Genomic DNA, 26,223 nt, shown 5'->3' with positions numbered 1-26,223 from the left:
TGGCGTTTGAAAGGAAAGGGCATTCACCTAGACTTTAAATTTTGACAGGTCTTGGTGCATGTCACGTGCTGCTTGCGCCATGCTTTCGCCTTGGTCCCCGGTTGCACTTGCTTGTTGGTGGATCTCATAGGAGAGATCTTTCACCGCTTGTGTGTTGCGGTTGATATCGTCAGTCACCGCACGTTGCTCTTCTGCGGCGCTGGCAATTTGGATCGCCATTTCAGAAATCGTACTGATTGCTGTGGTGATCTGATTGAGTCGCTCGCTGGCCGCTTCTGCCCGCTCAACACTCGATGTCGCCATATTATTACTTTGCATCATGTCATCCACCGCACGTTGGGTGGTGTGCTGCAAGGTCTCAATCATGTTGCGAATTTCTTCGGTCGAGTCATGGGTGCGCTGGCTGAGCACTCGCACTTCATCGGCCACAACGGCAAATCCACGCCCTTGCTCACCCGCGCGTGCTGCTTCGATGGCGGCGTTCAATGCTAACAAGTTGGTCTGTTCCGCTACACCTTGAATGGTCGCAATGATTTGGTTGATGCTCTGAGCATTTTCATCCAATTCACGAATGACATTGGTGGCCCGCTCCACTTGATCGGCCAATTGGGTGATCGCATTTCGGTTATCGCTTACCACACTTAACCCTTCTTGGCACGATTGTTCGGCTTGTTGGGCGGAGGTAGCGGTGTCTTCAGCGTGACTAGCCACTTCATTGGCGGTGGCGGACATCTCATGGATAGCCGTGGCAATCTGGTCAACATCATTTTGCTGCTTATCAACCAATTGGCTTGATTGCAGGGCATGCGTGCGACACTCTTCTGCGCTTTGAGACAGCGTCATGCTCTGATTGACCGCTTTACCGACCATTTGCTGAAGTTGGGCGAGAAAGGCGTTCATATATTCGGCCAGTTCACCAATTTCGTCCTGACGAACAATATTAATGCGTTGGGTCAGATCGCCTTCACCCGCGGAGAGGGTATGGACTGCGCCAGTTAACTCGCTTAATGGCTTCAGTAATTGCTTGATTAAGGCGCCGGCAATAAAAGCGATCACGATAAAGAGGATCACGGAGGCGACCACCACAAAGGTGATTTGCTCCGACACGGAGGCATAGGCGTCGCTCTTATCTTCGACAATCCCCAAGGTCCAATCGGTATTCGGCACGTCAATGGCTGCGAGTAACTTGTCTTCACCCTTTAAATCAAAGGTCACCAGTTTGCCCTGACGACTGGCACTGTCTATAAACGCTGGCGTCAGTTCCGCATCGAGCTCGGTGAGAGGTTGTCGACTGAGTTCGGTATCACGGTAAGCCACAATACTGTTGCTGCCATCGACTAAAAACGCAAAGCCATTGCTGAGTTTAAGGTTTAGGACCTGATCGACAATGTCGGTGACGGTCACGTCAGCGGCAATCACCCCTTGATAGCGGCCATTAAATGATTTCGCTAAGCTGACCACCAGACTGCCATCAAAGTCTTGATAAGGCTCGGTAATAATCAGCTCGCTGCTCTGATTGGCGTTCTTATACCAAGGGCGAGTGCGAGGATCGTAATCTGCAGGCCAATCTTCGCTTTTGTCGCCATATGCGATACGACCATCACTGAACCCTGCATAGACAGACAAAAAGTGTCCGGCGCGCTTGGTGACGAGCAACTCACGGTCAACATTGGGTTGATTGGCAATCAAGGACTCATTGGCCAACAACATATCCGCACGGGTGCTTAGCCAGCTATCGATGAACTGTGCGGTGGCATCGCCAACGTCTTGCATCTGTTTAGTGATGCTGCTGGTGGTCTCGTTTTGTAATTGTCTGACTGAAATGGTGGCAAGCACCGCACTGACCAAGGCCACGATCAAGGCGATGGCCACAATGATTTTCAGTTTTATGGTTGGTTTGGGCATAGACACATTTCCACATCTAAGAGATTAGATTGATTGTAAACGTGTCGTTTGCAGTAAAATCCGATCAGTTATGCAATTTGTGTCAGTGCGCAGTGAAAAGAGGTAGAGAGGTGTGGGATTTGTGATCTTACTGCCAGTGGATGGAGGAGGCAGCCTACGTGGATAGGCTGCCGTTTGGACTAGACTTTGAATTTGGACAAGTCGCCATGCATTTCTTGCGCGGCGTTGGCCATATATTCTCCTTGCTCACCGGTGTCGGTCGCTTTTTGATGGATCTCCAGTGACAAATCGCGCACGGCTTGGGTATTTCGGTTGATATCGTCGGTGACGGCCCGCTGTTCCTCTGCCGCACTGGCAATTTGTGCTGCCATTTCGGAAATATCTCCAATCGCACGGGTGATCTCGTTCAGTTTGTCACTGGCTGACGCAGCCCGTTCGACACTAGAGGTCGCCATTTCGTTACTTTGTGTCATGCCATCTACCGCACGCTGTGTTGTACTTTGCAGCGTTTCAATCATGTTGCGGATCTCTTCGGTGGAGTCATGGGTACGCTGACTCAGCACGCGCACTTCATCGGCGACGACCGCAAAGCCTCGCCCTTGTTCACCGGCACGGGCGGCCTCAATCGCGGCGTTCAAGGCCAACAAGTTGGTTTGCTCGGCGATATCTTGAATGGTGGAGATAATTTGGTTGATGCTTTGTGAGTTGGTATCTAGTTCGCGAATCACGTTGGTGGCTTGATCGACGTGTTCAGCCAGCTGTGTGATCGCCTTACGGTTATCTTCCACCACGGAGAGCCCATCACGGCAGGCACTTTCTGCATCTTGCGCGGAGCGTGCCGTCAGCTCGGCATTGCTGGCGACTTCATTGGCGGTAGTGGACATTTCGTGAATGGCGGTGGCAATTTGATCCACATCGCCTTGCTGCTGACCGACTAAGCCGCTTGATTGGTGCGCCAGTTCTCGACATTGCTCAGCACGCTCTGAAAGCGCCACACTTTGCGAGACGCTACGACCAATCATGGATTGCAATTGCTCCAGAAACGCGTTGACGTGGCCAGCCAGTTCACCAATCTCATCATGACGCACAATATCGAGGCGTTGAGTGAGGTCACCGCTCCCCTTGGAGAGTGAGCTGACCGCGTGCGTTAATTGGGTTAGCGGCGCCAACATGCGATGGATAAGCGCACCGGCAATCAGGGCAATGATGACAAACAGAACCACAGACGTGATGAGGGTCGAAATAATTTGTTCAGACACGGATGCAAAGGCAAGTTCCCTGTCTTGCACCACCCCTAAACTCCAGTTGGCCCCTTCGACATGAGTGACGGCGACCAGTTTTTCGCGACCATCACCATCAAAATCGATGGTCTGTAGTGCATCGCTACTGCGCGCCTGTTGGATAAAAGCAGGCGTGAGTTCATCATCAACTTGGGTGAGAGGTTTATTACTGAGCGCAGTGTCACGGTAGGCGACAACGTTATTGTTGCTGTCTACCAGAAACGCGAAACCGTTATTCGGCATTTTGACGTTGAGCACTTCTTCAACAATAGCATTGACCGATAGATCGGCCGCTATCACACCTTGGTAACGGTCGTTAAAGGCTTTGGCAAAGCTGATGACCATCCCTGCGCCATTGGCGTCCACATAGGGAGGCGTGATGATTAAGCCGTCCGCTGCGCTTGCTTGCTTATACCACGGGCGAGTCCGAGGGTCATAGTTAGCCGGCCAGGTTTCGGTTTTATCCCCGAACGCTACCGAACCGTCAGAGAAACCGGCGTAAACGGTTAGGAAGTTGCCCTGCCGTTTGGTCAAGAGCAGTTCGCGATCCACATTGGGTTGGCTGGCAATGAGCGGCACATTGGCCAGTAGCATTTTACTGCGAATATCCAGCCATTCATCAATAAAGTTACTGGTGGATAAGGCGATATCGCGCATTTGAGCGGTGACATTTTGTTGTGTCTCGTCTTTTAGCTGGGTTACGGAAAACCAAGCTTGAACCGCACTAACTAAGGCCACGACCAAAGCAACAGCAAGTAATATTTTGGTCTTAATGGTGAATTTCATGAAACGTCCCTCGTACTACCACGTTTATGACTCTTTTATTGAGTATTTGCTTAATTGTAGAAAGCTTGAGTCAGGGGTGATAATAAATTTATAAAAAAATCCTTGTGCAAAGCGGCACTAGTGGCCGCTAACATGCACATTGTTCTAGTTATCATATTTTTAACACTGAAAAAACAGAGCGTTGTTTGTTTTGGGGGCCACGCAAACAACCCTTGTTGATATTGAGGTGTTACGCCTATGTTAGCGCGAGGACGGCTGCATAGACCAAGCCTAAGCCACTGACCCCAAGAATCGTACCGACTTTGACCAAATCACGGCTATCGATGAAGCCAGTGGAATACGCCAAAGAGTTGGGCGGGGTAGAAACCGGCAGAATCATCCCTAATGAAGCGGAGAAAGCGACCACGACGAGCAATCCTTGCATGCCACCCACATTCACCAGTGATGGCATGGAAGCGGCAATGGCCGCCGCGATAGGCATCAATAAGTTAGCTGTCGCGGTATTTGACATAAAGTTTGCCATGAGCCAACAAATAATGGAGAGGGTGACCAATACTGTCATGGCCGTTAATACGCTGTAGTCCACGGCATGCGCTAATGCGGCAGCAAGGCCGGTTTCGTCTAGCGCAATGCCCATCGCAATCCCGCCGGCGACGAGCCAAAGGACATCCCAATTAATCAGTTTTAACTCGGCCTTGCCCATGATCCCTGTCAGGGTGAACAACGCGAGCGGGATCACCGCGACCACATAGGTATTCATGCCATGTAGGCTGGTGGTTAGCCACAGCGCAATGGTCAGCGCAAAGGTGGCATAGACGGTGTACGCTTGCCAGCCTCGCAGAAATTTGCCTTCCAGTGCCAGTGTGATTTCGGTTTGTGGACTGCGGAATAAGCGCTGTAGTAACCACCATGCAAACGCCAACTGGATCACCACAAAGGGTAGGCCCATTTGCATCCAGCCCAGAAATGAGATGCTGTATTCGCCGGTGAGATATTGTAGTGCAATGGCGTTGGGCGGCGTTCCGATTGGCGTTGCGATCCCACCGGTATTGGCGGCCACCGGAATACACAAAACCAAGGCTTTAATCGCAGGATCGCCTTTCGGGAGTACACTCAAAATCGGTGCCAGTAGCGCCAGCATCATCACCGTGGTGGCGGTATTGGACATGAACATCGAGAACACCGCGGTGATAAGCATCAAACCCAGCATAATAAATTTGGGATGCTTGCCAAAGGGTTTAAGTAATACGCGGGCAAGGTTGATATCTAACTCATATTTGGAAGCAGCAATAGCCAGCGAGAATCCGCCCATAAATAGAATAATGATGGGGGAAGAAAAAGCGCTGAGAATATCGGTATAAGGGATCAATTCGCCCCGCGGATGATGCGCAGTTTCGCCGCGAAACCAGTGTAAGCCTTTATCGGAGATCATCACCAATTGCAGGGTAATGATCAGCAAAGAGGTTGAAAATACTGGCACAGGTTCAAGAACCCACAGCAAGGCCGCCATCAGGAAAATCGCCAATAAACGGTGTTGAATCAAAGTGAGGTTGGCGATAGGTAACCAGTCGGTTGGGAGTAGGAGCAGCAACAATGGCAGCCCGAGCGAGACAAGTAACTTAGTAAAACGAGCATTGACCACAAATACGCCTCATAAGGGTTGATGTTGTGAGTGCGGGCTGACCATGCGCCAGCACGCCGATGCATCACAGGTGTATTGATGGGATCAATGATACGGATTTAAGAGGGAATTAACGGGAAAAATCTCCGAATTTGGCGACAAAAAAGGGGCATAAATGCCCCTTATCTCACAATTTTCAGCTGTTATGCCTGACGGTGCGCGTAAGGCTGTCCCATTTGTGTTGGGGTGCCGGGGGCTACGTCATCGTGAAAACGGATTGCTCCTGCTGGGAACAGGTTAATCACGGTTGAGCCGAGTTTAAATAGACCCATTTCATCACCCTGAGCAAAGCGGATAGCTTGTTCACCTTCTGTCGGGTATTCCCAACGGCGAATGCTGCCACCGGTTGGCGGAGTGACTGTACCCGCCCATGTGGTGGCAATACTGCCTACAATGGTTGCGCCCACCAAAACTTGCACCATAGGCCCAAATTCAGTCTCAAATACGCACACTACACGCTCGTTACGGGCAAACAAGTTCGGCACGTTCTCTGCCGTCAGTGGATTGACGGAAAACAAATCGCCGGGGATGTAGACCATTTCACGCAACACGGCATCACATGGCATATGCACACGGTGATAGTCACGCGGTGACAAGTAAAGGGTGGCAAAGTGACCCTCTTTAAACTGGTCGGCAAGGGCGTGATCGCCACCGACGAGTTCAGTGACATCAAACGAGTGGCCTTTGGCTTGGATAATACGTCCTTGCTCAATCAATCCGGCTTGACTGACGCACGCATCGGCGGGATAGACCAACGTCTCTGCATCGCCATCAATGGGGCGTAACGCGGGCTTGAGCTCTCGCACGAAAAAGTCGTTAAAGGTGCGATAGTAGGCAGGGTCACTGACTTTGGCCTCACTCATATCGACCTGATATTGCTTGATAAACCATTTGATCACAGCAGTGGTCAACCATCCACCTTTAAGGCTGGCTAGTTTCCCCATCATTCGGGTAAGGGCATGTTTCGGCGCTATATATTGCAGGCCGACTTTCAAATCGTCTCGCACGGTTATGTCCTGAATGGTTAAAGAGTGTTTACGCGCCTTGCAGCGGCTAAGCCGCGCAGTGTAGCCAATCCGATGACGAAGTGACAGAGGCGCGTTGTTGGATCAGTTTTGCTTGTTACGTGAAAACTGACGGTTGTCTTTGGCTTCTTTCATGCTCTCGATAATGCGGTGATAACTATCAAACCGCTCGACGCTGATATGGCCATCTTCCACGGCTTGTCTCAACAAGCAACCTGGATCATCGCCGTGCTTACAATCACGGAATTTACAGCCACCCAGATAGTCACGAAATTCGACAAAGCCTTGTGCGATTTGTTCCGGCTCTAAATGCCATAAACCAAATTCTCGCACGCCAGGGGAGTCGATAAGATCGCCCCCTTGGTCAAAATGATACAAACGCGCGGCGGTGGTGGTATGTTGGCCCAACCCTGAGTTTTCAGAGACGTCACCAATTTGCGCATCCACATCCGGCAGTAGCGTATTGACCAAGCTTGATTTTCCCACGCCGGATTGGCCTACAAAGACACTCACATGTTGATCGAGATGGCGTTCTAGCGCCTCCATCCCTTCGCCGGTATCGGCACTCACCAACACGATGGGATAGCCAATATCGCGATAGATGTCGAGTAATTCGTCCACCATTTCACGCCCCTCGCTATCTAGCAAATCGACCTTGTTGATGACGATCAGAGGACGAATATTCAAGACTTCGCAGGCAATCAAATAACGATCAACAATATTCAGTGATAACTCGGGCAAAATCGCGGCCACGATGATCACTTGATCGATGTTAGCGGCAACGGGTTTTACGCCATCATAGTAGTCGGGACGAGTCAGAACCGATTGGCGTTCATGCACTGCCTCGACAACGCCGGCAATGCCATGCAGGGTTTCTTTTCCCGGACGCCAAACCACACGGTCGCCAGTTACCAAGCTTTGCACGGTACGACGCAGATTGCAGCGATGGATGATCCCAGTTTGCGGATCCTCGATATCAGCGTGTTGGCCAAATCGCGTGATCACACGTCCCTCGCGTGCATTTTCTAGCAGCGCGTCATCCCATTGCACATCATTATCTTGCTGTTTGATCCGACGTTGTTGGTTGGATCGCACGCGCCGTAGTTGGCCTTTGGTAAGCTTTTTCTTTTTTGCCACGATGACTCTTATCGGTTAAGTTGGCTTTCATATCAAGCACAGTATGATACATGGTTTACGCATAAAAAAGGCAAGTTCAATGGCGTTCAGTGAAAACAATTTAATCTGGATTGATCTGGAAATGACTGGATTAGATCCTGACACCCACAAGATCATTGAGATCGCGACAATTGTCACCGATGCACAGCTCAATGTGTTGGCAGAAGGGCCGGTATTAGCGATTTCTCAGCCACAAAGCGAACTGGACAAAATGGATGACTGGTGTACCCGCACCCATACTCAATCGGGATTGGTGGCGCGCGTCGAGCAAAGCACCATTAGTGAGCAAGATGCCATCGATCAAACCCTCGTCTTTTTATCACAGTGGGTACCAGAAGGCGCTTCACCGATTTGTGGTAACAGCGTGGGGCAAGATCGACGCTTTCTGTATCGTCACATGCCAGCACTAGAGCGCTATTTCCACTATCGCACCGTGGATGTCAGTACCTTGAAGGAATTAGTCCGACGCTGGAAGCCTGAGATATTGAATGACTTTTCGAAGCAGGGAACGCACTTAGCGCTTGACGATATCCGTGAATCAATTGCAGAATTGCAGTTCTATCGCGAAAGGATCCTGACGATCTGATTTTATTTTCATCGATCTGGTGTTCTTTTGAGCGATCAAAAGAAAAAACCAAAATTTTGCTCGTCAGCACTTGCAACCCGGTTTTTTCTTCGTATAATTCGCAGCCCTAACGACGTGAAACGTCTGTTGAAAGCGACATTAGCTCAGCTGGTAGAGCGCAACCTTGCCAAGGTTGAGGTCACGAGTTCGAACCTCGTATGTCGCTCCAAATTAATGTTCGATCTGATGTGGATCAGGTCGATCTAAGCGACACTAGCTCAGCTGGTAGAGCGCAACCTTGCCAAGGTTGAGGTCACGAGTTCGAACCTCGTGTGTCGCTCCAATTTAAAATTCGATGTAACGCATCGGCAATGCGACATTAGCTCAGCTGGTAGAGCGCAACCTTGCCAAGGTTGAGGTCACGAGTTCGAACCTCGTATGTCGCTCCAAATTACAACTCGGTATAAGCGACACTAGCTCAGCTGGTAGAGCGCAACCTTGCCAAGGTTGAGGTCACGAGTTCGAACCTCGTGTGTCGCTCCAATCACTTGGTTAAACACCAGTGCAACGTTTTTTTATAACGTTCTCTTTAATGCTGTGAAGCATCATTCCTGATTTTTCGCTAACTATTTCGTCAAACCTTTCTCAAGGCGGCGTGATAGCGCGGTTTCGTCAGTTATTGCACAGAGTTATCCACAGAACTATGCTTGTGGATAAACTGGTTGATGAATTCTTTCCGGCGAGAGAGGATGGTGAGATATTGATCAAGTGCCTTGTGTTTGTAGTACAGTGCTAATCGATACATTTAAAGCCCAAAACCTTGATTTTAAGTGGTTTTTTATCTTTTTCTTCCAGTTTACTTAACGCTTTTCCACAATCTTATTCACTTCCGTGATCTTGCTCGCTTAATGCACCACCAATGTGTTTAACTATCAAGAAGTGCACCAAAACGGCGCTTACTTATGGACTTTTCCACATTGTGTGAATAGCGTCATCTTTCCGTGATAAGCCGCCGGTTAGGCGTCTCTAGGCAGGCCTTTTTCGATAATGCGCACCAGCCGTTTGGTGCCAGTGGGTAAAAGCTGCACATTTATTTGTAGTCGCTTTTTCTCTTGTTCGCCAAGTGCCCACTGAATATGTTCATCGACTAAGTCATCTTCACCGAGTCGTGCAGATAGGCTGTTGACGATATCTTCATCATAGGGGGCATTCCCCATCGCGATCGCGAGGTTACGCCGCCATTTACGTATGCCAATCCGTCGAATCGCTGATCCTTGGGTCAGGGATAAAAACTTGTCTTCATCCCAGTTAAAAAGGGTCGTGAGTGGCTGCTGCTCAAGGCTTGGGCGGCAATAAAAATCGGCCTCTAGGGTTAATTCTGCATCGCGGTTAAATGGACACACCAGTTGGCAGTCATCGCAGCCATAAATACGGTTACCGATAGCATGACGAAACTCGAGTGGGATCACGCCATCGTACTCAATCGTGAGATAAGAGATGCAGCGACGTGCATCGACCACGCCTTCGGCGACGATCGCTTGGGTTGGGCAGCTGGTCATACAGGCTACACATTTACCGCACTGGTTTTCGACCGGAGTATCGACCGGCAAAGGAAGATCGACCAATAACTCGCCGAGAAAGAACCAAGATCCTGTCTCTTTGTTGAGGATCAGCGAGTGCTTGCCTGTCCAGCCTAGGCCGGCTTTTTCCGCGAGCGGGCGTTCTAAAACAGGGGCAGAGTCGACAAAAGGACGATATCCGTATGGGCCTACTTCAGCCTCAATCTGCTGGCCCAACTTTTTGAGGCGGTTTCGGATCAGTTTGTGATAATCCCGCCCCAACGAATAGCGACTCACATACCCCAGCGTTGGATTGGCTAATGTGGTGGCAAAGCCCGCGTTAGGCGGCAAGTAGTTCATCCTTACACTGATCACGCGTACGGTGCCGGGCACCAACTCTTGTGGACGCGCGCGCATCATGCCGTGACGCGCCATCCAATCCATCTCACCGTGATATCCCAGATCTAACCAACGCTGCAGTTGCGCTTCATGTTGCGTAAGATCAACATCCGTGATCCCCACATGCTGGAAGCCTAGCGCTTGTCCCCATTGCTTGATACGTTGGGCTAATTGGTTGAAATCAATTGAAGCATCGGGCGTGGGGTGCGACATAGCGAGAAATCCTGGGCCGTGAAGTGGTGTAAGCACAATGAATGGAGGCATTCGATGGCAGCAAGTTTACCACAGAGTTTTTATCGTGCAGAGCAAGTCCGTGAGGGTGAGATTGCCGTGGCGAAGGCCCTTGAGATCCCGATGTACCAGTTAATGCTCCGCGCCGGACAAGCCGTTTTTGACACGTTAGCGCAGCGTTACCCGAATGCCGCACGGATATTGATTGTGTGTGGGGTGGGCAATAATGCGGGCGATGGTTATGTGATTGCTCGGCTGGCTAAATCGTCGGGATTAAACGTTACCGTGTGGGCGTTAGGCGATCCAGAGCGGCTGACCGGGGATGCGGCCACTGCGTTTCAGGAGTGGCGGGATTGCGGGGGCACCAATGTTTCCAGCGCACCGACCATGCAACAATTTGATGTGATTGTGGATGCGATCCTCGGCACAGGTCTCTCCCGTGCGGTGACGGGGGATTATGCCGAAGCGATCTCGCGCATCAATCAAAGCCAAGTGCCTGTGATTGCCGTCGATATTCCCTCGGGGTTGTGTGCAGACAGTGGCTGTGTCAAAGGATGTGCAATCAATGCGACCATCACGGTGACGCTGATCGCGCTCAAACAAGGGTTAGTGACCGGTAAAGCGATGTCACACCGAGGCGAGCTCGTTTTTGCAGGGTTGAATGTTGCCACCGCCTTTGGTCGTCAGACACAGGCTGCCGGCTGGCTGATGAGTGATGATCTTTGCCAACGGTATCTTCCCAAACGTGATCGCACTGCGCACAAAGGCCAGTTCGGTCGGGTGCTTTGTTTGGGCGGCGATCATGGTATGGCCGGTGCGGTGACGTTGTCAGCACAGGCAGCATTGCGGACGGGAGCGGGGTTAGTCAAAGTCGTGACCCAAGCGGATCACACTCTGATGTTGGTGACGCGTCAACCCGAATTAATGACCCAAGGTTGGGCTCCTGGGCAGTCACTGAGTGAGGCACTGGAATGGGCGACAAACTTGGTGATTGGCCCGGGGCTTGGCAGCAGTGCGTGGTCTGACGCGCTGTGGAAAATCGCGGTTGGATCGCGTGGTACTAAAGTGATTGATGCCGATGGACTCAATAAACTCGCCCGCCATCCGCAACAGCGAGACGACTGGGTATTAACCCCCCACCCGGGAGAAGCTGCGCGTTTATTGGGCTGTGAAGTGGCGGATGTGGAACTCGATCGCTTCGCCGCCGTCAAAGCTATCCAGACACGCTACGGCGGGGTAGTAGTACTTAAAGGCGCAGGCACGATCGTATATGATGGCACAGATTATGCTGTAGCCAATGTGGGGAATCCGGGCATGGCATCTGGCGGCATGGGCGATGTGTTATCTGGCGTTATTGGTAGCTTTATCGCTCAAGGCGTTGATTTATTTCATGCAGCGGCCATGGGCTGCTATCTTCATGGTAAAGCCGGTGACCAAGCGGCACTTGCCGGTGAACGTGGTTTGCTTGCCAGTGATTTATTACCCGAGTTACAGCGATTGATCGATTAATAAAGCCAACAGACGAGACGCAGTAGTAGCATGACCCAAACTTTTCATACCCAGTTGGCAGACGCCGACAGTACTGTTGCCCTTGGGGCAGCGTTGGCCCGTGCTTGTACGCAAAGCACAACCTGTTATTTACATGGCGATCTGGGCGCAGGAAAAACGACGTTTTGTCGCGGATTTGTTCAAGCAATGGGCCATACGGGTAACGTCAAAAGTCCGACGTATACCTTGGTCGAGCCTTACCAGCTCCCGCCTTGGCAGGTCTATCACTTTGACCTGTACCGCTTGGCAGACCCAGAAGAGTTGGAATTTATGGGGATTCGGGATTATTTCAATGAACAGGCACTGTGCCTGATTGAATGGCCGGAAAAAGGGCAGGGCTGGTTACCTCATGCGGATCTTGATATCACTTTGCAGTATGACGGCGAGCAACGCACGGTGGCGCTGACCGCAAATACCGAAGTCGGTGTGTCGGTTATCAATCGCTTAGAATGGGATGACTAGCATGATGTGGCAGCGGCTATGCACCTTGATGATCGCGGGTCTGTTCAGCGTAACAGGCTGGGCCAATCAGATTGAAAATATTCGCGTTTGGCCTGCGCCTAATGAAACACGGGTCGTGGTCGATTTAGCGGATGCGCCAGACTTTAGTTACTTTTCACTGACTCGACCTGACCGTTTGGTCATTGATTTAAAGCAGAGCTCACTGGCGACCTCGCTCCCAAAGCCGGTCAAGGGCAGCGATATATTGACTAAAATTCGCAAAAGTAGCCCGCCTGCCAAGTCCACCTATCGATTGGTGTTTGAGTTAAAAGACGCGGCTAAGCCGCACATCTTCGCTTTGGCCCCGGGCGGCGAGTATGGCCACCGCTTGGTGGTGGATTTGCCTCATCCTGATAAAGTCGATAAGAATAAACCCGACTTGAGTGCCGCGGAAAAGAAGCGTCGAGAAACGGTGGCCGCGTTGCCGTTTGGCACCGATGACATCGTCGTGGCGATCGATGCCGGTCATGGAGGCAACGACCCGGGCGCGGTTGGCCCGACACGAAAATTTGAAAAATACGTCACGCTGGCGATCGCCAAGCAAACCGCCGCCCGCATTAATGCGGTACCCGGGATGCGAGCGGTACTCACGCGCACCGGTGATTACTTTGTCGATTTGAATCGACGCTCAGAGATTGCTCGCCAGCACAAAGCCCACTTATTGGTTTCGATTCATGCCGATGGTTTCCACAAGCCTCAACCACGAGGGGCGTCGGTATGGGTGTTATCTCGTCGCCGCGCGAACAGTGAAATTGGTCGCTGGATTGAAAGGCACGAAGAGCAGTCCAATCTATTGGGTGGTGGGTCCTTATTGGCACAAAACAACGAAGATGAATACCTCAGTCGCGCGGTGCTGGATTTACAGTTCAGCAACTCGCAAAAAGAAGGCTATAACGTGGCGACCCGGGTGCTTAAAGAGTTGGGGAAAGTCACCAAGCTGCATAAATCGAGCCCTGAGCACGCCAGTTTGGCTGTCCTCAAATCGCCTGATATTCCCTCTTTGCTGATTGAAACTGGGTTTATCTCTAACCCACAAGAAGAGCGACTCCTATTCCAACGGGATCACCAGCGCCGGCTTGCCGATGCGGTCTATCACGGGATCCGTAATTATTTTGAACATTTCCCGCCCGATGGCACCTTATTCGCTGCCCGTAAAAATGGGGTAAAACATACTGTCACGGCGGGGCAGTCGTTGTCTTTGATCGCCAATAAATACCAAAGCTCGGTCGCGGCGATTAAATCAGCCAATGGGCTAAGCTCCAACACGTTGCGGGTCGGGCAAGTGCTGTCTATCCCTAATGTCGATGTCGCTAAACTCGCCGGTAAGGGGGATAACGCTGTCTCTTCGACGCGTACGGTTACCCATACCGTGAGCCGCGGCGAGTTTCTGGGCAAGATTGCCGAGCACTATCAGGTGTCGGTCAGTACCATTCGCCGAGCCAATAGTCTGAAATCGGATACGCTTTGGGTTGGGCAAAAACTGTCGATTCCCGGTGCCACGACGCCGGATCGCAAGCACAAAGTCAAACGTGGCGAGTACTTAGGAAAAATCGCCGCCAATTATGGCGTGACCATTGAAAGCTTGCGGCAAGCTAATTCGCTGCGCTCTGACACCTTGGCGGTGGGGCAGACGTTAATCATTCCGGGAAGTTGATATGGCCATTCAGATTTTACCGGCTCGCTTGGCCAACCAAATCGCCGCGGGCGAAGTGGTCGAAAGGCCAGCGTCTGTGGTCAAAGAGTTGGTCGAGAACAGTATTGATGCGGGCGCGACCCGTATCGATATCGATATTGAAAAAGGCGGCAGTAAGCTGATCCGTGTGCGTGATAACGGCAGCGGAATTAGTAAAGCAGACTTACAGTTGGCGTTGAGCCGGCATGCCACCTCAAAAATCCACACCTTGGATGATCTCGAAGCGATCATGAGTTTAGGCTTTCGCGGCGAGGCGCTGGCGAGTATCAGCTCCGTTTCTCGCCTGACCATTACCTCGCGTCCTGCCGAACAGCAAGAAGCGTGGTCAGCGTATGCCGAAGGCCGTGATATGGCCGTGAGTGTTAAGCCTGCGGCGCATCCTGTGGGGTGTACCGTGGAAGTGGTGGACTTGTTTTTCAATACACCCGCACGACGTAAGTTTCTACGTACCGAGAAAACGGAATTTGGCCATATTGATGAGCTGTTGCGCCGTATCGCACTGAGCCGTTTCGATATCACCATTAACTTGCGTCACAACGGTACGCCTGTGCGTCAGTATCGGCGAGTGCCTGAACAGGGCGATCCGGTGCGTCGTCTCAAAGCGGTATGTGGGCAAAAGTTTGTTGACCATGCATTGCGTGTGGAGCTGACCCATCATGATATGACGCTTCGGGGATGGATTTGTACGCCAGAAGGTGCGCGTCAGCAAAATGATATGCAGCACTGCTTTGTCAATCAGCGGATGATGAAAGACAAGCTGATTAACCATGCGATTCGTCAAGGCTATGAGCAAAGCCTTGCCCCTGACCAATATGCGGCGTTTGTTCTTTACATTGATGTGGATCCGCACCAAGTGGATGTGAATGTACACCCCGCGAAGCATGAAGTGCGATTCCATCAAGCCCGCTTGGTGCATGACTTTATTTTCCAAGCTATTTTTGATGCGTTACAGCAGGCCAGTTCTCCCGTCTTAGAGGGGGTGGACAATGAAACCGGTGAGGTCCGCGAACAGGCTAGCTATCAGACACGGCCATCTGCGGTGGCTAGTGACTACCAAACCGCGGTGAACCGTTTTCCGGATTATCCCGGCCAGCGCAAGGAGCCGGTCCGCGAGCGTGGGCAATCAGGCGAATGGTCGGGGGATCGCGCGTTTTCCTCGCAACCCGCGCCACCATCTAAAAAGGCGACACAAGCGTATCAGGCACTGATGACGCCTTACGCGTCAGAACAAAAGCCGCACGCGCAGACCGCCACACTCTCGGAAACATCAGCCCCAGCCGTGTCTGAGGCTGTGTCAACGGTGGAGGCGGCGGTCGCCGATGTCAGCGATCGACCCGCCCGTACAGAAAGTGGGTTAGGCAAAGTGCTTGCCGTGACTCACGGTCACTATGTGCTGATCGCGCGCGACGATGCATTGTGGTTGGCGGATTATCAAGCCTTGCAAACATGGCGTCAGCAGGGAGCGTTGCGACCCGCCCTTGATGAAGGGTTAGTGGCACAGCCGCTATTGATCCCGCAACGGATGTCGGCGTCGCCTCAAGAATGTGAGGCGGTTGAGCACTATCAAACCTTATTAGGGCGCTTTGGAATCCATATAAAGGTAAAAGGACAACAGTTGATGGTCATGACAGTATGTCAGCCACTGCGCCAGTCCAACCTCCAAGCTTTTATTCCCGACTTGTTGGCATTTTTATTGTCATTAACCCCAGATCAACCCCATGAAGATCACAGCTCAAGCATGTGGAGTTGGCTGGCAAAGCAGTTGACAGTAGCATCGGATCACGTCAGCCTTGCGCAAGCGGTACAGACCGTTTCGGAAATTGAACAATATTGGCAGGGCGAGGCGTTACAGCATGGCTATCAGCGCGTGTTTAAACGTCTTGACTTGACCACAGCGATAGAAGCATTACAGCATGACTAATCCGTTGCCCAAGGCCATTTTTCTGATGGGGCCGACTGCCTCCGGAAAAACGGATCTGGCTATAGCGTTACGTAAGACATTGCCGGTGGAAATTATTAGTGTGGATTCGGCATTGATTTACCGCGGCATGGACATTGGTACTGCCAAACCAACGGCTGATGAATTGGCTCAGGCCCCGCATCGCCTAATTGATATTCGCGATCCGTCGCAAGCCTATTCGGCGGCCGACTTTCGTGACGATGCGCTCACCGCGATGGCAGAGATTGTTGCCCAAGGCAAAATCCCGCTGCTGGTGGGGGGCACAATGTTGTACTTTAAAGCGTTGCTTGAGGGATTATCACCGCTACCCAGTGCGGATCCTGAGGTGCGCGACGCGATAGAAAAAGAGGCGCAGCAGCAAGGTTGGGAGGCATTGCATCAGCAGTTATGCCATATTGATCCTGTTGCGGGCGCGCGGATCCATCCCAATGATCCGCAGCGCATCATGCGTGCGTTAGAAGTATTCCGGGTTTCCGGACACACATTAACGGCGCTAACGGAGAAAAAAGGTGATCCTTTGCCGTATCAGGTTCACCAGTTCGCAATCACTCCTCAGGATCGAGGAGAGTTGCATCGCCGCATCGAACTTCGCTTTGCCAAGATGGTAGAGGCAGGGTTTGAACAGGAGGTACGCACGCTTTACGAAAGAGGTGATCTGCATCCGGATTTGCCGTCGATTCGTTGCGTGGGGTATCGCCAGATGTGGGATTATTTGGCCGGACGTTGCACCCATGAAGAAGCCGTTTATCGTGGGATTTGCGCGACGCGCCAGTTGGCCAAACGTCAGATTACTTGGCTTCGCGGCTGGGAAAATGTGACTTGGCTTGATAGTGACTCGCCGTCACTATCTTTACAAACGGTGACAAAAGCGTTGGCGGCAGAGACAGAGACTTAATGTATACTGTCCCTGACAAGGACGCTGCTTAACCGCTTAGATTGACTACAATTACAAACAAATAAGGAAAAGAAATAATGGCTAAGGGGCAATCATTACAAGACCCATTCTTAAATGCGCTACGTCGTGAGCGTATTCCCGTTTCCATTTACTTGGTGAATGGTATTAAGTTGCAAGGCCAGATTGAATCGTTTGATCAATTCGTGATTCTGCTGAAAAACACGGTTAACCAGATGGTGTATAAGCACGCGATCTCAACCGTCGTGCCTGCACGTCCAGTCAGCCACCATAACAATAACCAGGGTTCTGCCGAGCGTTCACACGGTGATCGTCAGCAGGATAAACCTGAGGAGTGAGCATTCATTTGCTAAGGAGCTGTTTGCTTGTTTGACCGTTACGAGGCCGGTGAACAGGCTGTACTCGTTCATATCAATTTTACCCATGATGGCGAGTGGGACGATCTCAGCGAGTTTCAAATGCTGGTGTCGTCCTCGGGTGTCGATGCCTTGCAAGTTGTTGTCGGCAGCCGTCAGTCACCACATCCCAAGTATTTTGTCGGTGAGGGTAAGGCGCAAGAAGTCGCTGACACCGTACGCCAAGTCGGTGCCGATGTCGTGATCTTCAATCACGCATTATCACCGGCGCAAGAGCGTAACTTGGAACAATTGTTTAAGTGTCGGGTATTAGACCGAACCGGCTTGATCCTCGACATCTTTGCCCAACGTGCACGCACCCATGAGGGTAAGTTGCAGGTAGAGCTGGCCCAGCTACGCCACCTGTCAACGCGTTTGGTGCGAGGCTGGACTCACCTTGAGCGGCAAAAAGGTGGGATTGGCTTGCGCGGGCCGGGTGAAACCCAGTTGGAAACTGACCGTCGATTATTGCGAGATCGGGTAAAAGCGATTCTTCGTCGGTTGGAAAAAGTTGCCAAGCAGCGAGAGCAGGGGCGTCGTGCGCGAGCGCGCGCGGAAGTGCCCACTATCTCACTCGTAGGCTATACCAACGCTGGGAAATCAACGTTATTTAACCGCATCACTGAAGCGGGTGTGTATGCCGCGGATCAGTTGTTTGCCACCCTCGATCCGACTTTACGCCGGATTGAAGTGGAGGATGTTGGTCCCTCAATTCTTGCCGACACGGTGGGCTTTATTCGCCACCTGCCGCACGACTTGGTGGCTGCATTTAAAGCAACCTTGCAAGAAACCCAAGAAGCGGACTTGCTGCTGCACGTGGTCGATGCCAGTGATGACAGGTACCGTGACAATATGGAAGCGGTCAACAGCGTGCTAGAAGAAATTGACGCCGCTGATGTGCCTCGTCTGATTGTCATGAATAAAATCGATAGTCTAGAACGCGCTGAACCTCGTATTGAACGAGACGACGAGGGGATCCCACAAGCGGTATGGGTCTCGGCGCTATCCGGACAAGGAATTTCGCTGATATTTGAAGCCCTCACCGAGCGTTTGGCTGGCACCATGGTGAAACATCGCCTGCGGTTGCCACCAAGCATGGCGGGCCGAATGCACAGTAAGTTTTGTCAGATGCGCTGCATTGTGCACGAGGAGTACCAAGACGATGGTCACTTACTCGTTGATGTGCGTTTGCCACAAACAGATTGGTATCGGCTGGAAAAAAGAGAAGGCAGTCACCTTGGCGACTTTATCGTCAGCGACTAGGCTGCTAAAGTAAAAAACTATCGTCAGATCAATTTGATGGAGAGCGCGAATGGCGTGGAATGAGCCAGGAAACAATGGCGGTCCCGATAAAGACCCCTGGGGCAATCGTGGTGGCCGGAATCAAGGGCCACCGGATCTTGATGAACTATTTAACAAACTAAGCCGCAAACTCGGTGGCTTAGGCGGCGGAGGCCGTAAAGGCAAAGGCCCATCCTTTGGGGGAGGCGTCGCCGGTCTAGGTGTACTTGCACTGATTGGCGCGATTGTTTGGGGGATCTCTGGGTTCTACACCATCGGCGAAGCCGAGCGGGGTGTAGTACTGCGTTTTGGACAATATGACCGGATCGTGCAGCCTGGTTTGAACTGGAAACCTACCTTCGTGGACACGGTCAGCACTGTCAACGTTGAATCTATCCGTTCTCTGAACAGCTCGGGTCTTATGCTGACCAAAGACGAGAACGTGGTGAACGTTGAAATGGACGTACAATACCGCGTGATGGATCCACAGCAGTATCTTTACAGCGTCACCAATGCTGACGATAGCTTGCGTCAAGCGACAGATTCAGCGTTGCGTGCGGTGGTCGGTGACTCCTTGATGGACGATATCATCACCCGTGGTCGTCAAGAAGTGCGTGAGCGTACCCAAGTGGAACTCAACAAAATCATCGACAAGTACGACATGGGACTGTTGGTGGTGGATGTGAACTTCCAATATGCGCGTCCACCGGAGCAAGTGAAAGACGCGTTTGATGATGCGATTGCAGCACGAGAGGATGAAGCGCGCTTTATCCGTGAAGCTGAAGCCTATCGTAATGACGTATTGCCAAAAGCAACCGGTCGTGCGGAAACCTTGAAAAAAGCCGCATTGGGTTACAAAGAGCGTACGGTTAACGAAGCACAAGGTGAAGTGTCTCAATTTGAGAAACTCTTGCCTGAGTACCGTGAAGCCCCACGCGTAACGCGTAACCGTCTGTATATTCAGACCATGGAAGAAGTCTACAGCAACACCAGTAAGGTGATGGTGGATTCGCAAAGCGGCAACAGTAATCTGTTATATCTCCCACTCGATAAGCTAATGGGAGGTGCAGCCGTTGGACCGAACCAGCGTAAAGAGACGTCGAGCAGCCAATATGGTATTGAGCTTGAGCAAAGCGCACAGCCAACCCAGCAAGAGTCGGCGCCGCGTTCTGGTTCATCACGAGAAGGGAGATACTAAGCATGCGTAAGATGATGATCCCTGTTGTCGTCCTAGCCGTTGTTGTCTTTTTGATGTCGATCTTCGTGGTAAGTGAAGGCGAACGTAGCATCGTGGTCCGTTTTGGGCGCGTGCTTAAAGCGGATAACGACGTGGCGAAAATCTATCAGCCGGGTCTGCATTTCAAACTGCCATTGTTTGATCGCGTCAACACACTCGATGCGCGTATCCAAACCATGGATGACCGTGCTGACCGTTTTGTTACCGCCGAGAAAAAAGACGTCATTATTGACTCTTACGTGAAGTGGCGTATCAAAGACTTTGGCCAGTATTACCTGTCCACTGGTGGTGGTAACAAACTGACTGCCGAGTCGTTGTTGCAGCGTCGTGTCGCGGATGGCTTGCGTGCCGAAATCGGTAGCAAAACCATTAAAGAAATCGTGTCTGAAAAGCGTGATGAGGTCATGAAAAGTGTCCTTGATCGTGCGGCGAGCGAAGGTTCACGTGATTTGGGTATTGAGTTGATTGACTTGCGTATCAAGCGTATCAACCTGCCGAGTGAAATCAGTGAGTCTATTTATGCACGTATGCGTGCTGAGCGTGAGGCGGTTGCCCGTCGTCATCGCGCACAAGGGCGTGAGCAAGCGGAAATTATTCGCGCGCAAGCTGAGCTAGAAGTGGCGACTATTCTGTCTAAAGCAGAGCGTCAAGCGCGGATCACCCGTGGTGAAGCTGACGCAGAAGTGGCGAAGCTGTTTGCTAACGCGTTCAAGAAAGAGCCTGAGTTTTATAGCTTTGTACGCTCGCTACAAGCCTATCGTAAAAGCTTTAACAGTAAGAGCGATATGCTGGTGGTTGATCCGAAAAGTGACTTCTTCAAATACATGAAGCAGCCTGACGTGATCAATAAATAAACCGCAATAACCGCGAGAAAAGACAAGGCACTGCGCCTTGTCTTTTTTTTGTCTTCGGCTTTTCGCGCACAGCAAGATTCAATGTGGGAGGATGAATTATGACGACATTATGGGGAGCGCTTGCGCTGGTATTGGTGGTCGAAGGGCTAGGGCCCATGTTATTCCCCAAGCAATGGCGACAAATGGTGACTGAGCTGAGCCAGCAGCCGGATAATCAGTTGCGACGTATCGGAGGTTGCTTGGTGGTGATCGGTGCGGTATTCGCCTATTACCTCTTGAGTTAACCAAGGGGCTGTCAGCTTGACGTGACAAGCCCATGGTAAGAAAACGACATTATGGTTAAAAAATAACTGCAACCGTTTTTTGAAGGTGCTAGAATCCATTTTTAACTAGCTGCATATCGAAAAAGATGGGTAATAACGTAGTAGTTCTCGGCACCCAATGGGGTGACGAAGGTAAGGGAAAGATCGTTGATCTTTTGACTGAAGACGCAAAATACGTGGTTCGCTACCAAGGCGGTCACAATGCTGGTCATACTCTTGTCATCGACGGCGAGAAAACCGTCCTACACTTGATTCCTTCTGGTATCCTTCGCAACAACGTTAAATGTATCATCGGTAACGGTGTTGTGCTGTCGCCGGACGCTCTGCTGAAAGAAATGGGTGAGCTGGAAGCGCGCGGTGTGCCGGTTCGTGAGCGCCTATTCCTGTCAGAAGCTTGTCCTCTGATCCTGCCATATCACATTGCGCTTGACGCAGCACGTGAGCAAGCACGCGGTAAGAAAGCCATCGGTACGACCGGTCGTGGTATCGGGCCTGCGTACGAAGATAAAGTGGCACGTCGTGGTCTGCGTGTTGGCGATCTGTTCGACAAAGAAGCCTTTGCTGAAAAGCTAAAAGAAGTGATGGAATTCCATAACTTCCAGCTTGAGCATTTCTACAAGGCTGAGCCTGTGAGCTATGAAGAGACCTTGGCGACAGTCATGGAGCAAGCGGACATCCTCACTGGTATGGTGATGGACGTGACTCAAGAGCTTGATGATGCCCGCAAACGTGGTGACAAAATCATGTTTGAAGGTGCACAAGGCACCTTGCTAGACATCGACCACGGTACTTATCCGTACGTTACTTCGTCGAACACCACTGCCGGCGGCGTTGCTGCAGGCTCTGGTTTTGGTCCGCGTCACCTTGGCTATATCTTGGGTATTGCTAAAGCGTATTGTACGCGTGTTGGTGCGGGTCCATTCCCGACTGAGTTGGATGATGAGATTGGCATGCACCTTGGTACTAAAGGTGCCGAATTTGGTGCGACCACCGGCCGTAAACGTCGTTGTGGTTGGTTTGATGCGGTTGCGATGCGTCGTGCAGTACAAATCAACTCTGTGTCAGGTTTCTGTCTGACCAAGCTTGACGTGATGGACGGCTTGGAAGAAATCAAAATTTGTACCGGTTACAAGATGGCAGACGGTTCAACCGTTGAGGTATCCCCTCTGGCCGCTGACGCGTACGAAAATATCGAGCCTATCTATGAAAGCATGCCTGGCTGGAGCGAGAACACCTTTGGGGTGAAATCTCTCGACGAACTGCCGCAAGCGGCGCTCGATTACATCAAGCGTATCGAAGAGCTGACCGGTGTGCCGATTGATATTATTTCAACCGGTCCTGACCGTAACGAAACCATCATCAAAGTACATCCGTTTGCTGAATAAGCAATTGCTTTGAATGATAAAAGCCAGCGCTTTGTCGCTGGCTTTTTTAATGCTTTTTTCGCCCAGCTTGGAATCGAGATCGCGCGATAGCGGAAAAAACTTGCCGCCTTTGCTAAAGTCATTTCACATAGCGCCGATACAAAAAAGGCACAGGTAGCCCTGACGCTGCTGCTTAGTTTTTTGTTTTGATAGCGAGTAGGCATGAAGTTTCGAACGCTAGTTTTTTCTCTTTTGTTGTCAACAGCAGCGGCCAAAGCGGACGTCGGCCCCGCTGTGCCTGTGTATGAAGAGAGCGAATTGATTGCCTTGTTCGAAACTAACTCTCACCTTGAACGGGTGAAGCAGGACGAGTGCCAATTGATCCAAGATATTGAAGCCCGTGCCACCCGTGTTGGATCGCCCGCCTATGAGTTTTTATACGGTGATATGCTGGCGTGGGGCGTGTGTGTGGATCAGGATGCGGAGCTGGGTGTTTACTACATGAAGCTGGCGGCACAACAAGGCTTGCCCGCGGCACTCGAGCAACTAGGACGCTATTATGCCAATGGCACGCTCGTCCAGCAGGACCAGCGCCGAGCCATTCCTTATCTGCGTGAAGCGGCTTCGCTGGGGGATACGCGTGCACGCATCTTACTGGCTGAGCTGCTAGTGGATGATGTCGGCTCGCCGCTCGATTATGAAGATGCTTACCGTTGGTTGTACCAAACTATTACCGCGGACACCCAAACTCGCAATCGGATTGCTCAGCTGCGTGCTGCGCTAGAAGCGCGTATGCCACAAAACATTATTGCGCGCGCCAAACGTCGCACCAGTTATTGGTAAGCACAATAAGCGATTTTGTCACACAAATTCGTTATACTCCTTACCACTCATCTGTTTCCAATCTGATTCGATATGGTGCCTGCGCCATATTCCTCTCGTTGTTTACAAGCAAGACGCTGAAACAAAACGTCAAACTGCGATCATCGCGGCGCATTAGCGTCAGTTAACAGATATAATGAAATCAACATACGCCAATAGGAAAAGGTCTATGTCGCAAGACACAGGTTCGACAAAAAATACGCCCACAGGCATTGCGGCCGATCCGCACCAAGCTCGTGAAGCAGAAAAATATGACAATCCCGTCCCTAGCCGTGAACACCTACTCGAGGTCGTACGCAGCTTTAAAGCGCCGGTAAGTCGAGACAATCTGTTCGCACACTTGGGGCTCGCCGGTGATGAACAGTATGAAGGCTTACGTCGACGCCTGCGCGCTATGGAGCGTGATGGCCAATTGGTGTTTACCCGTCGCCAGTGCTACGCCTTACCCGAGCGATTAGACTTGGTTAAAGGCACTGTCATCGGTCACCGAGACGGCTTTGGCTTTCTACGCCCAGAAGGCAAAGGCAATCACGATGATTGGATGTTACCGCACCATCAAATGCGTAGCGTGATGCACGGTGATGTGATTTTAGCCCAAGGTGTCGGCACCGATAAGCGTGGTCGCAAAGAAGCCCGTGTAGTGCGTGTGCTTGAGGCGCGCCAAGGTCAGATCGTGGGTCGTTACTTTGTGGAAGATGGCATGGGCTTTGTCGTGCCCGATGATAGCCGTCTTGGTCAAGACATCGTGATCGACAAAGAGCAAACCCAAGGTGCGCGTATGGGCAATGTGGTGGTGGTCGAGATCATGCAGCGCCCGACCCGACAAACCAACCCTGTCGGTAAGATTGTTGAAGTGCTGGGCGAGAACATGGCGCCTGGCATGGAAATCGAAATTGCGATGCGCACCCACGATATTCCCCATCAATGGCCGGATGCCGTGCTCAAGCAAGTGAAAAGCTTGAGTGAGGAAGTACCAGAAAAAGCCAAAGAGGGCCGTGTCGATCTGCGTGATTTGCCACTGGTGACCATCGATGGTGAAGATGCCCGCGACTTTGATGATGCGGTCTATTGCGAACGTAAACGCTCGGGCGGCTGGCGTCTGTGGGTAGCGATTGCTGATGTCAGCTACTATGTGCGACCTGATTCGGCGTTGGATAAAGAAGCGCAAAACCGCGGTAACTCGGTGTACTTCCCGAATCAAGTGGTGCCCATGTTGCCGGAAGTGCTCTCCAATGGTTTATGCTCGCTGAACCCGCAAGTCGATCGCTTGTGTATGGTGTGTGAGATGACGATTTCTGAGTCAGGTGCGTTATCTGGTTACAAGCATTACGAAGCGGTGATGAATTCCCACGCGCGTCTGACCTATACCAAGGTGTCTCACATCCTTGAAGGCGATGAGGAGTTGCGTGAGCGCTACCGTTCTCTGGTACCGCACTTAGAGACCTTGCACGATATGTACAAAGTGCTCAGTGAGGCTCGCCAACAACGCGGGGCGATTGAGTTCGAGACGGTGGAAACCCAGTTTATTTTCAACGCACAGCGTAAAATCGACCGTATTGTGCCGGTGGAGCGTAACGATGCGCACAAGATCATCGAAGAGTGTATGATCTTGGCCAATATCGCGTCGGCGCGTTTTGTGGAAAAACACAAAGAGCCAGCACTCTATCGTGTCCACGAAGCGCCGGGCGAAGAGCGCCTCAGTGGCTTTAAAGATTTCTTAGGCGAGTTAGGCTTGAGTCTCAGCGGCGGCCTTGAGCCGACGCCGAAAGACTACGCGGCACTGATGCATGTGGTACATGGTCGCGCTGACAGTGAACTGATCCAAACCATGTTGCTCCGCTCGATGAAGCAAGCGGTGTATCAAGCGGATAACCAAGGCCACTTCGGTTTGGCACTCAAGCAATACGCACACTTTACCTCGCCTATTCGTCGCTATCCGGATTTGCTGTTGCACCGTGCACTCAAATACTTGATTGCCAAACAAGCGGGTAAAAACCAAGACCGTTGGACCCCGACCGGTGGCTACCACTACTCGTTTGACGATATGGATGTGCTCGGCGAGCAGTGTTCGAAAACCGAACGCCGTGCTGATGATGCTACCCGTGATGTGGCTGATTGGCTTAAGTGCGAATACATGCAAGATCACGTTGGTGATGAGTTGGAAGGCGTGATTGCCAATGTTACTGGTTTTGGCTTCTTTGTTCGCCTCAATGAGTTACACATCGACGGTTTGGTCCATATTTCCAACCTCGATAATGATTACTATCGCTTTGATATGGTGGGTCAACGCTTGGTCGGTGAAGGCTCGGGACGTGTGTTCCGACTCGGTGATCAGGTGACCGTGAAAGTCTTAGCCGTTAACTTGGATGAGCGACAAATCGACTTTGAGCTGGTAGGCTCTGAGCGCAAAGCCCGTCGCCCGGGGAAAACAGCCCGTGACAAACGCAAGAAAGGCCGTGCGGAGTCGAATAAAGACCCACAAGCCCGTCGCGAGCGAATGTCCGTGCGTCAGCAACTGAAACGTGGCGCCGTGCCTAGCGTTGAAGAAGACAAGGCCCCTGCAGAGAAAAAAGGCAAGAAGGGCAAAGGTAAGTCGCCTGCGGAAAAAGCACGCAAGAAAAAGGCGAAGAAGCAAAAACCTAAAGCGGTCAAGAAAAAGAAGTAA

The 26,223-nt window shown here is 51.5% G+C and carries 20 protein-coding genes and 4 tRNA genes; 18 read left to right on the top strand and 6 right to left on the bottom strand.

Annotated elements, in window-relative coordinates:
- Positions 1 to 27: 27 nt before the first annotated feature.
- From N7E60_RS12860 to rsgA, 5 genes are all read right to left on the bottom strand, one after another.
- Positions 28 to 1,905 (bottom strand): methyl-accepting chemotaxis protein, encoded by a 1,878-nt coding sequence (locus tag N7E60_RS12860; RefSeq protein ID WP_269597680.1) that lies wholly within the window; start codon positions 1,903 to 1,905, stop codon positions 28 to 30.
- 179 nt (positions 1,906 to 2,084) lie between these two features.
- Positions 2,085 to 3,971: a methyl-accepting chemotaxis protein gene (locus N7E60_RS12855; protein WP_269597679.1), complete on the bottom strand. Its 1,887-nt coding sequence runs from the start codon at positions 3,969 to 3,971 to the stop codon at positions 2,085 to 2,087.
- 235 nt (positions 3,972 to 4,206) lie between these two features.
- Positions 4,207 to 5,613 (bottom strand): SLC13 family permease, encoded by a 1,407-nt coding sequence (locus tag N7E60_RS12850; RefSeq protein WP_069589726.1) that lies wholly within the window; start codon positions 5,611 to 5,613, stop codon positions 4,207 to 4,209.
- Between the two features lie 182 nt (positions 5,614 to 5,795).
- Positions 5,796 to 6,659 (bottom strand): archaetidylserine decarboxylase, encoded by an 864-nt coding sequence (asd, locus tag N7E60_RS12845; RefSeq protein WP_069589725.1) that lies wholly within the window; start codon positions 6,657 to 6,659, stop codon positions 5,796 to 5,798.
- A gap of 102 nt (positions 6,660 to 6,761) precedes the next feature.
- The gene (gene rsgA, locus N7E60_RS12840; protein ID WP_077641283.1) at positions 6,762 to 7,814 is read right to left on the bottom strand and encodes a small ribosomal subunit biogenesis GTPase RsgA; all 1,053 of its coding nucleotides are present in this window, start codon (positions 7,812 to 7,814) and stop codon (positions 6,762 to 6,764) included.
- A 79-nt stretch (positions 7,815 to 7,893) separates the two neighbouring features.
- On the opposite strand from rsgA, the gene orn reads away from it, so the two are divergent.
- From orn to N7E60_RS12815, 5 genes are all read left to right on the top strand, one after another.
- Entirely contained in the window at positions 7,894 to 8,439 is a 546-nt protein-coding gene (gene orn / locus N7E60_RS12835; protein WP_269597678.1) for an oligoribonuclease, read from the top strand.
- A 132-nt stretch (positions 8,440 to 8,571) separates the two neighbouring features.
- Positions 8,572 to 8,647 (top strand) — tRNA-Gly (locus N7E60_RS12830).
- 38 nt (positions 8,648 to 8,685) lie between these two features.
- Positions 8,686 to 8,761 (top strand) — tRNA-Gly (locus tag N7E60_RS12825).
- A gap of 30 nt (positions 8,762 to 8,791) precedes the next feature.
- Positions 8,792 to 8,867 (top strand) — tRNA-Gly (locus tag N7E60_RS12820).
- An 18-nt stretch (positions 8,868 to 8,885) separates the two neighbouring features.
- Positions 8,886 to 8,961: transfer RNA gene (locus tag N7E60_RS12815), tRNA-Gly, on the top strand.
- A 473-nt stretch (positions 8,962 to 9,434) separates the two neighbouring features.
- Here N7E60_RS12815 and queG read toward each other — a convergent pair.
- Positions 9,435 to 10,562, bottom strand: coding sequence for a tRNA epoxyqueuosine(34) reductase QueG (gene queG / locus N7E60_RS12810; protein ID WP_269598593.1), 1,128 nt, complete (start codon positions 10,560 to 10,562; stop codon positions 9,435 to 9,437).
- Positions 10,563 to 10,643: 81 nt separating this feature from the next.
- On the opposite strand from queG, the gene N7E60_RS12805 reads away from it, so the two are divergent.
- The 13 genes from N7E60_RS12805 (at position 10,644) to rnr (ending at position 26,223) form a co-directional block, all read left to right on the top strand.
- Positions 10,644 to 12,116, top strand: coding sequence for an NAD(P)H-hydrate dehydratase (locus N7E60_RS12805; protein WP_269597677.1), 1,473 nt, complete (start codon positions 10,644 to 10,646; stop codon positions 12,114 to 12,116).
- A 30-nt stretch (positions 12,117 to 12,146) separates the two neighbouring features.
- Positions 12,147 to 12,617 (top strand): tRNA (adenosine(37)-N6)-threonylcarbamoyltransferase complex ATPase subunit type 1 TsaE, encoded by a 471-nt coding sequence (gene tsaE / locus N7E60_RS12800; RefSeq protein ID WP_069589718.1) that lies wholly within the window; start codon positions 12,147 to 12,149, stop codon positions 12,615 to 12,617.
- A gap of 1 nt (position 12,618) precedes the next feature.
- The gene (locus N7E60_RS12795; protein ID WP_069589716.1) at positions 12,619 to 14,310 is read left to right on the top strand and encodes a LysM peptidoglycan-binding domain-containing protein; all 1,692 of its coding nucleotides are present in this window, start codon (positions 12,619 to 12,621) and stop codon (positions 14,308 to 14,310) included.
- Position 14,311: 1 nt separating this feature from the next.
- Positions 14,312 to 16,270, top strand: a complete 1,959-nt coding sequence (gene mutL / locus N7E60_RS12790; RefSeq protein ID WP_269597674.1) for a DNA mismatch repair endonuclease MutL — start codon at positions 14,312 to 14,314, stop codon at positions 16,268 to 16,270.
- Entirely contained in the window at positions 16,263 to 17,204 is a 942-nt protein-coding gene (gene miaA, locus N7E60_RS12785; RefSeq protein WP_269597673.1) for a tRNA (adenosine(37)-N6)-dimethylallyltransferase MiaA, read from the top strand. Before mutL ends, miaA begins: the two co-directional genes overlap by 8 nt.
- 77 nt (positions 17,205 to 17,281) lie before the next feature.
- Entirely contained in the window at positions 17,282 to 17,560 is a 279-nt protein-coding gene (gene hfq, locus N7E60_RS12780; RefSeq protein WP_069589712.1) for an RNA chaperone Hfq, read from the top strand.
- Between the two features lie 27 nt (positions 17,561 to 17,587).
- The gene (gene hflX, locus N7E60_RS12775; protein ID WP_069589711.1) at positions 17,588 to 18,880 is read left to right on the top strand and encodes a ribosome rescue GTPase HflX; all 1,293 of its coding nucleotides are present in this window, start codon (positions 17,588 to 17,590) and stop codon (positions 18,878 to 18,880) included.
- Between the two features lie 49 nt (positions 18,881 to 18,929).
- Positions 18,930 to 20,096 carry an FtsH protease activity modulator HflK gene (gene hflK, locus N7E60_RS12770; protein ID WP_069589710.1) on the top strand — a complete coding sequence of 389 codons (1,167 nt, stop codon included), beginning with the start codon at positions 18,930 to 18,932 and terminating at the stop codon, positions 20,094 to 20,096.
- A 2-nt stretch (positions 20,097 to 20,098) separates the two neighbouring features.
- Positions 20,099 to 20,989, top strand: a complete 891-nt coding sequence (hflC, locus tag N7E60_RS12765) for a protease modulator HflC (RefSeq protein ID WP_077457591.1) — start codon at positions 20,099 to 20,101, stop codon at positions 20,987 to 20,989.
- Between the two features lie 98 nt (positions 20,990 to 21,087).
- Positions 21,088 to 21,273 (top strand): DUF2065 domain-containing protein, encoded by a 186-nt coding sequence (locus tag N7E60_RS12760; protein ID WP_077457593.1) that lies wholly within the window; start codon positions 21,088 to 21,090, stop codon positions 21,271 to 21,273.
- 125 nt (positions 21,274 to 21,398) lie between these two features.
- On the top strand, positions 21,399 to 22,697 hold the full coding sequence (locus tag N7E60_RS12755; RefSeq protein WP_069589706.1) for an adenylosuccinate synthase: 1,299 nt from the start codon (positions 21,399 to 21,401) through the stop codon (positions 22,695 to 22,697).
- A 201-nt stretch (positions 22,698 to 22,898) separates the two neighbouring features.
- A complete protein-coding gene (gene motX / locus N7E60_RS12750; RefSeq protein WP_069589705.1) occupies positions 22,899 to 23,519 on the top strand; it encodes a flagellar protein MotX in 621 nt (206 codons plus the stop codon).
- 208 nt (positions 23,520 to 23,727) lie between these two features.
- Complete coding sequence (gene rnr / locus N7E60_RS12745; RefSeq protein WP_069589703.1) at positions 23,728 to 26,223, top strand: ribonuclease R; 2,496 nt, start codon at positions 23,728 to 23,730, stop codon at positions 26,221 to 26,223.

The sequence above is a fragment of the Salinivibrio proteolyticus genome (assembly GCF_027286365.1).
Lineage (GTDB): Bacteria > Pseudomonadota > Gammaproteobacteria > Enterobacterales > Vibrionaceae > Salinivibrio > Salinivibrio proteolyticus.
The sequence above is the reverse complement of the archived record's forward strand: the minus strand, read 5'-3'. Positions and strand labels throughout refer to the sequence as shown.

What these genes read in the sequence shown, in the direction of transcription:
- hflC (WP_077457591.1), top strand. Translation starts at nt 20,099, where the DNA reads ATGCGTAAGATGATGATCCCTGTTGTCGTCCTAGCCGTTGTTGTCTTT.
- motX (WP_069589705.1), top strand. Translation starts at nt 22,899, where the DNA reads ATGAAGTTTCGAACGCTAGTTTTTTCTCTTTTGTTGTCAACAGCAGCG.
- hflK (WP_069589710.1), top strand. Translation starts at nt 18,930, where the DNA reads ATGGCGTGGAATGAGCCAGGAAACAATGGCGGTCCCGATAAAGACCCC.
- N7E60_RS12860 (WP_269597680.1), bottom strand. Translation starts at nt 1,905, where the DNA reads ATGCCCAAACCAACCATAAAACTGAAAATCATTGTGGCCATCGCCTTG.
- N7E60_RS12795 (WP_069589716.1), top strand. Translation starts at nt 12,619, where the DNA reads ATGATGTGGCAGCGGCTATGCACCTTGATGATCGCGGGTCTGTTCAGC.
- mutL (WP_269597674.1), top strand. Translation starts at nt 14,312, where the DNA reads ATGGCCATTCAGATTTTACCGGCTCGCTTGGCCAACCAAATCGCCGCG.
- tsaE (WP_069589718.1), top strand. Translation starts at nt 12,147, where the DNA reads ATGACCCAAACTTTTCATACCCAGTTGGCAGACGCCGACAGTACTGTT.
- N7E60_RS12805 (WP_269597677.1), top strand. Translation starts at nt 10,644, where the DNA reads ATGGCAGCAAGTTTACCACAGAGTTTTTATCGTGCAGAGCAAGTCCGT.
- N7E60_RS12760 (WP_077457593.1), top strand. Translation starts at nt 21,088, where the DNA reads ATGACGACATTATGGGGAGCGCTTGCGCTGGTATTGGTGGTCGAAGGG.
- hfq (WP_069589712.1), top strand. Translation starts at nt 17,282, where the DNA reads ATGGCTAAGGGGCAATCATTACAAGACCCATTCTTAAATGCGCTACGT.
- N7E60_RS12855 (WP_269597679.1), bottom strand. Translation starts at nt 3,971, where the DNA reads ATGAAATTCACCATTAAGACCAAAATATTACTTGCTGTTGCTTTGGTC.
- miaA (WP_269597673.1), top strand. Translation starts at nt 16,263, where the DNA reads ATGACTAATCCGTTGCCCAAGGCCATTTTTCTGATGGGGCCGACTGCC.
- orn (WP_269597678.1), top strand. Translation starts at nt 7,894, where the DNA reads ATGGCGTTCAGTGAAAACAATTTAATCTGGATTGATCTGGAAATGACT.
- N7E60_RS12755 (WP_069589706.1), top strand. Translation starts at nt 21,399, where the DNA reads ATGGGTAATAACGTAGTAGTTCTCGGCACCCAATGGGGTGACGAAGGT.
- rnr (WP_069589703.1), top strand. Translation starts at nt 23,728, where the DNA reads ATGTCGCAAGACACAGGTTCGACAAAAAATACGCCCACAGGCATTGCG.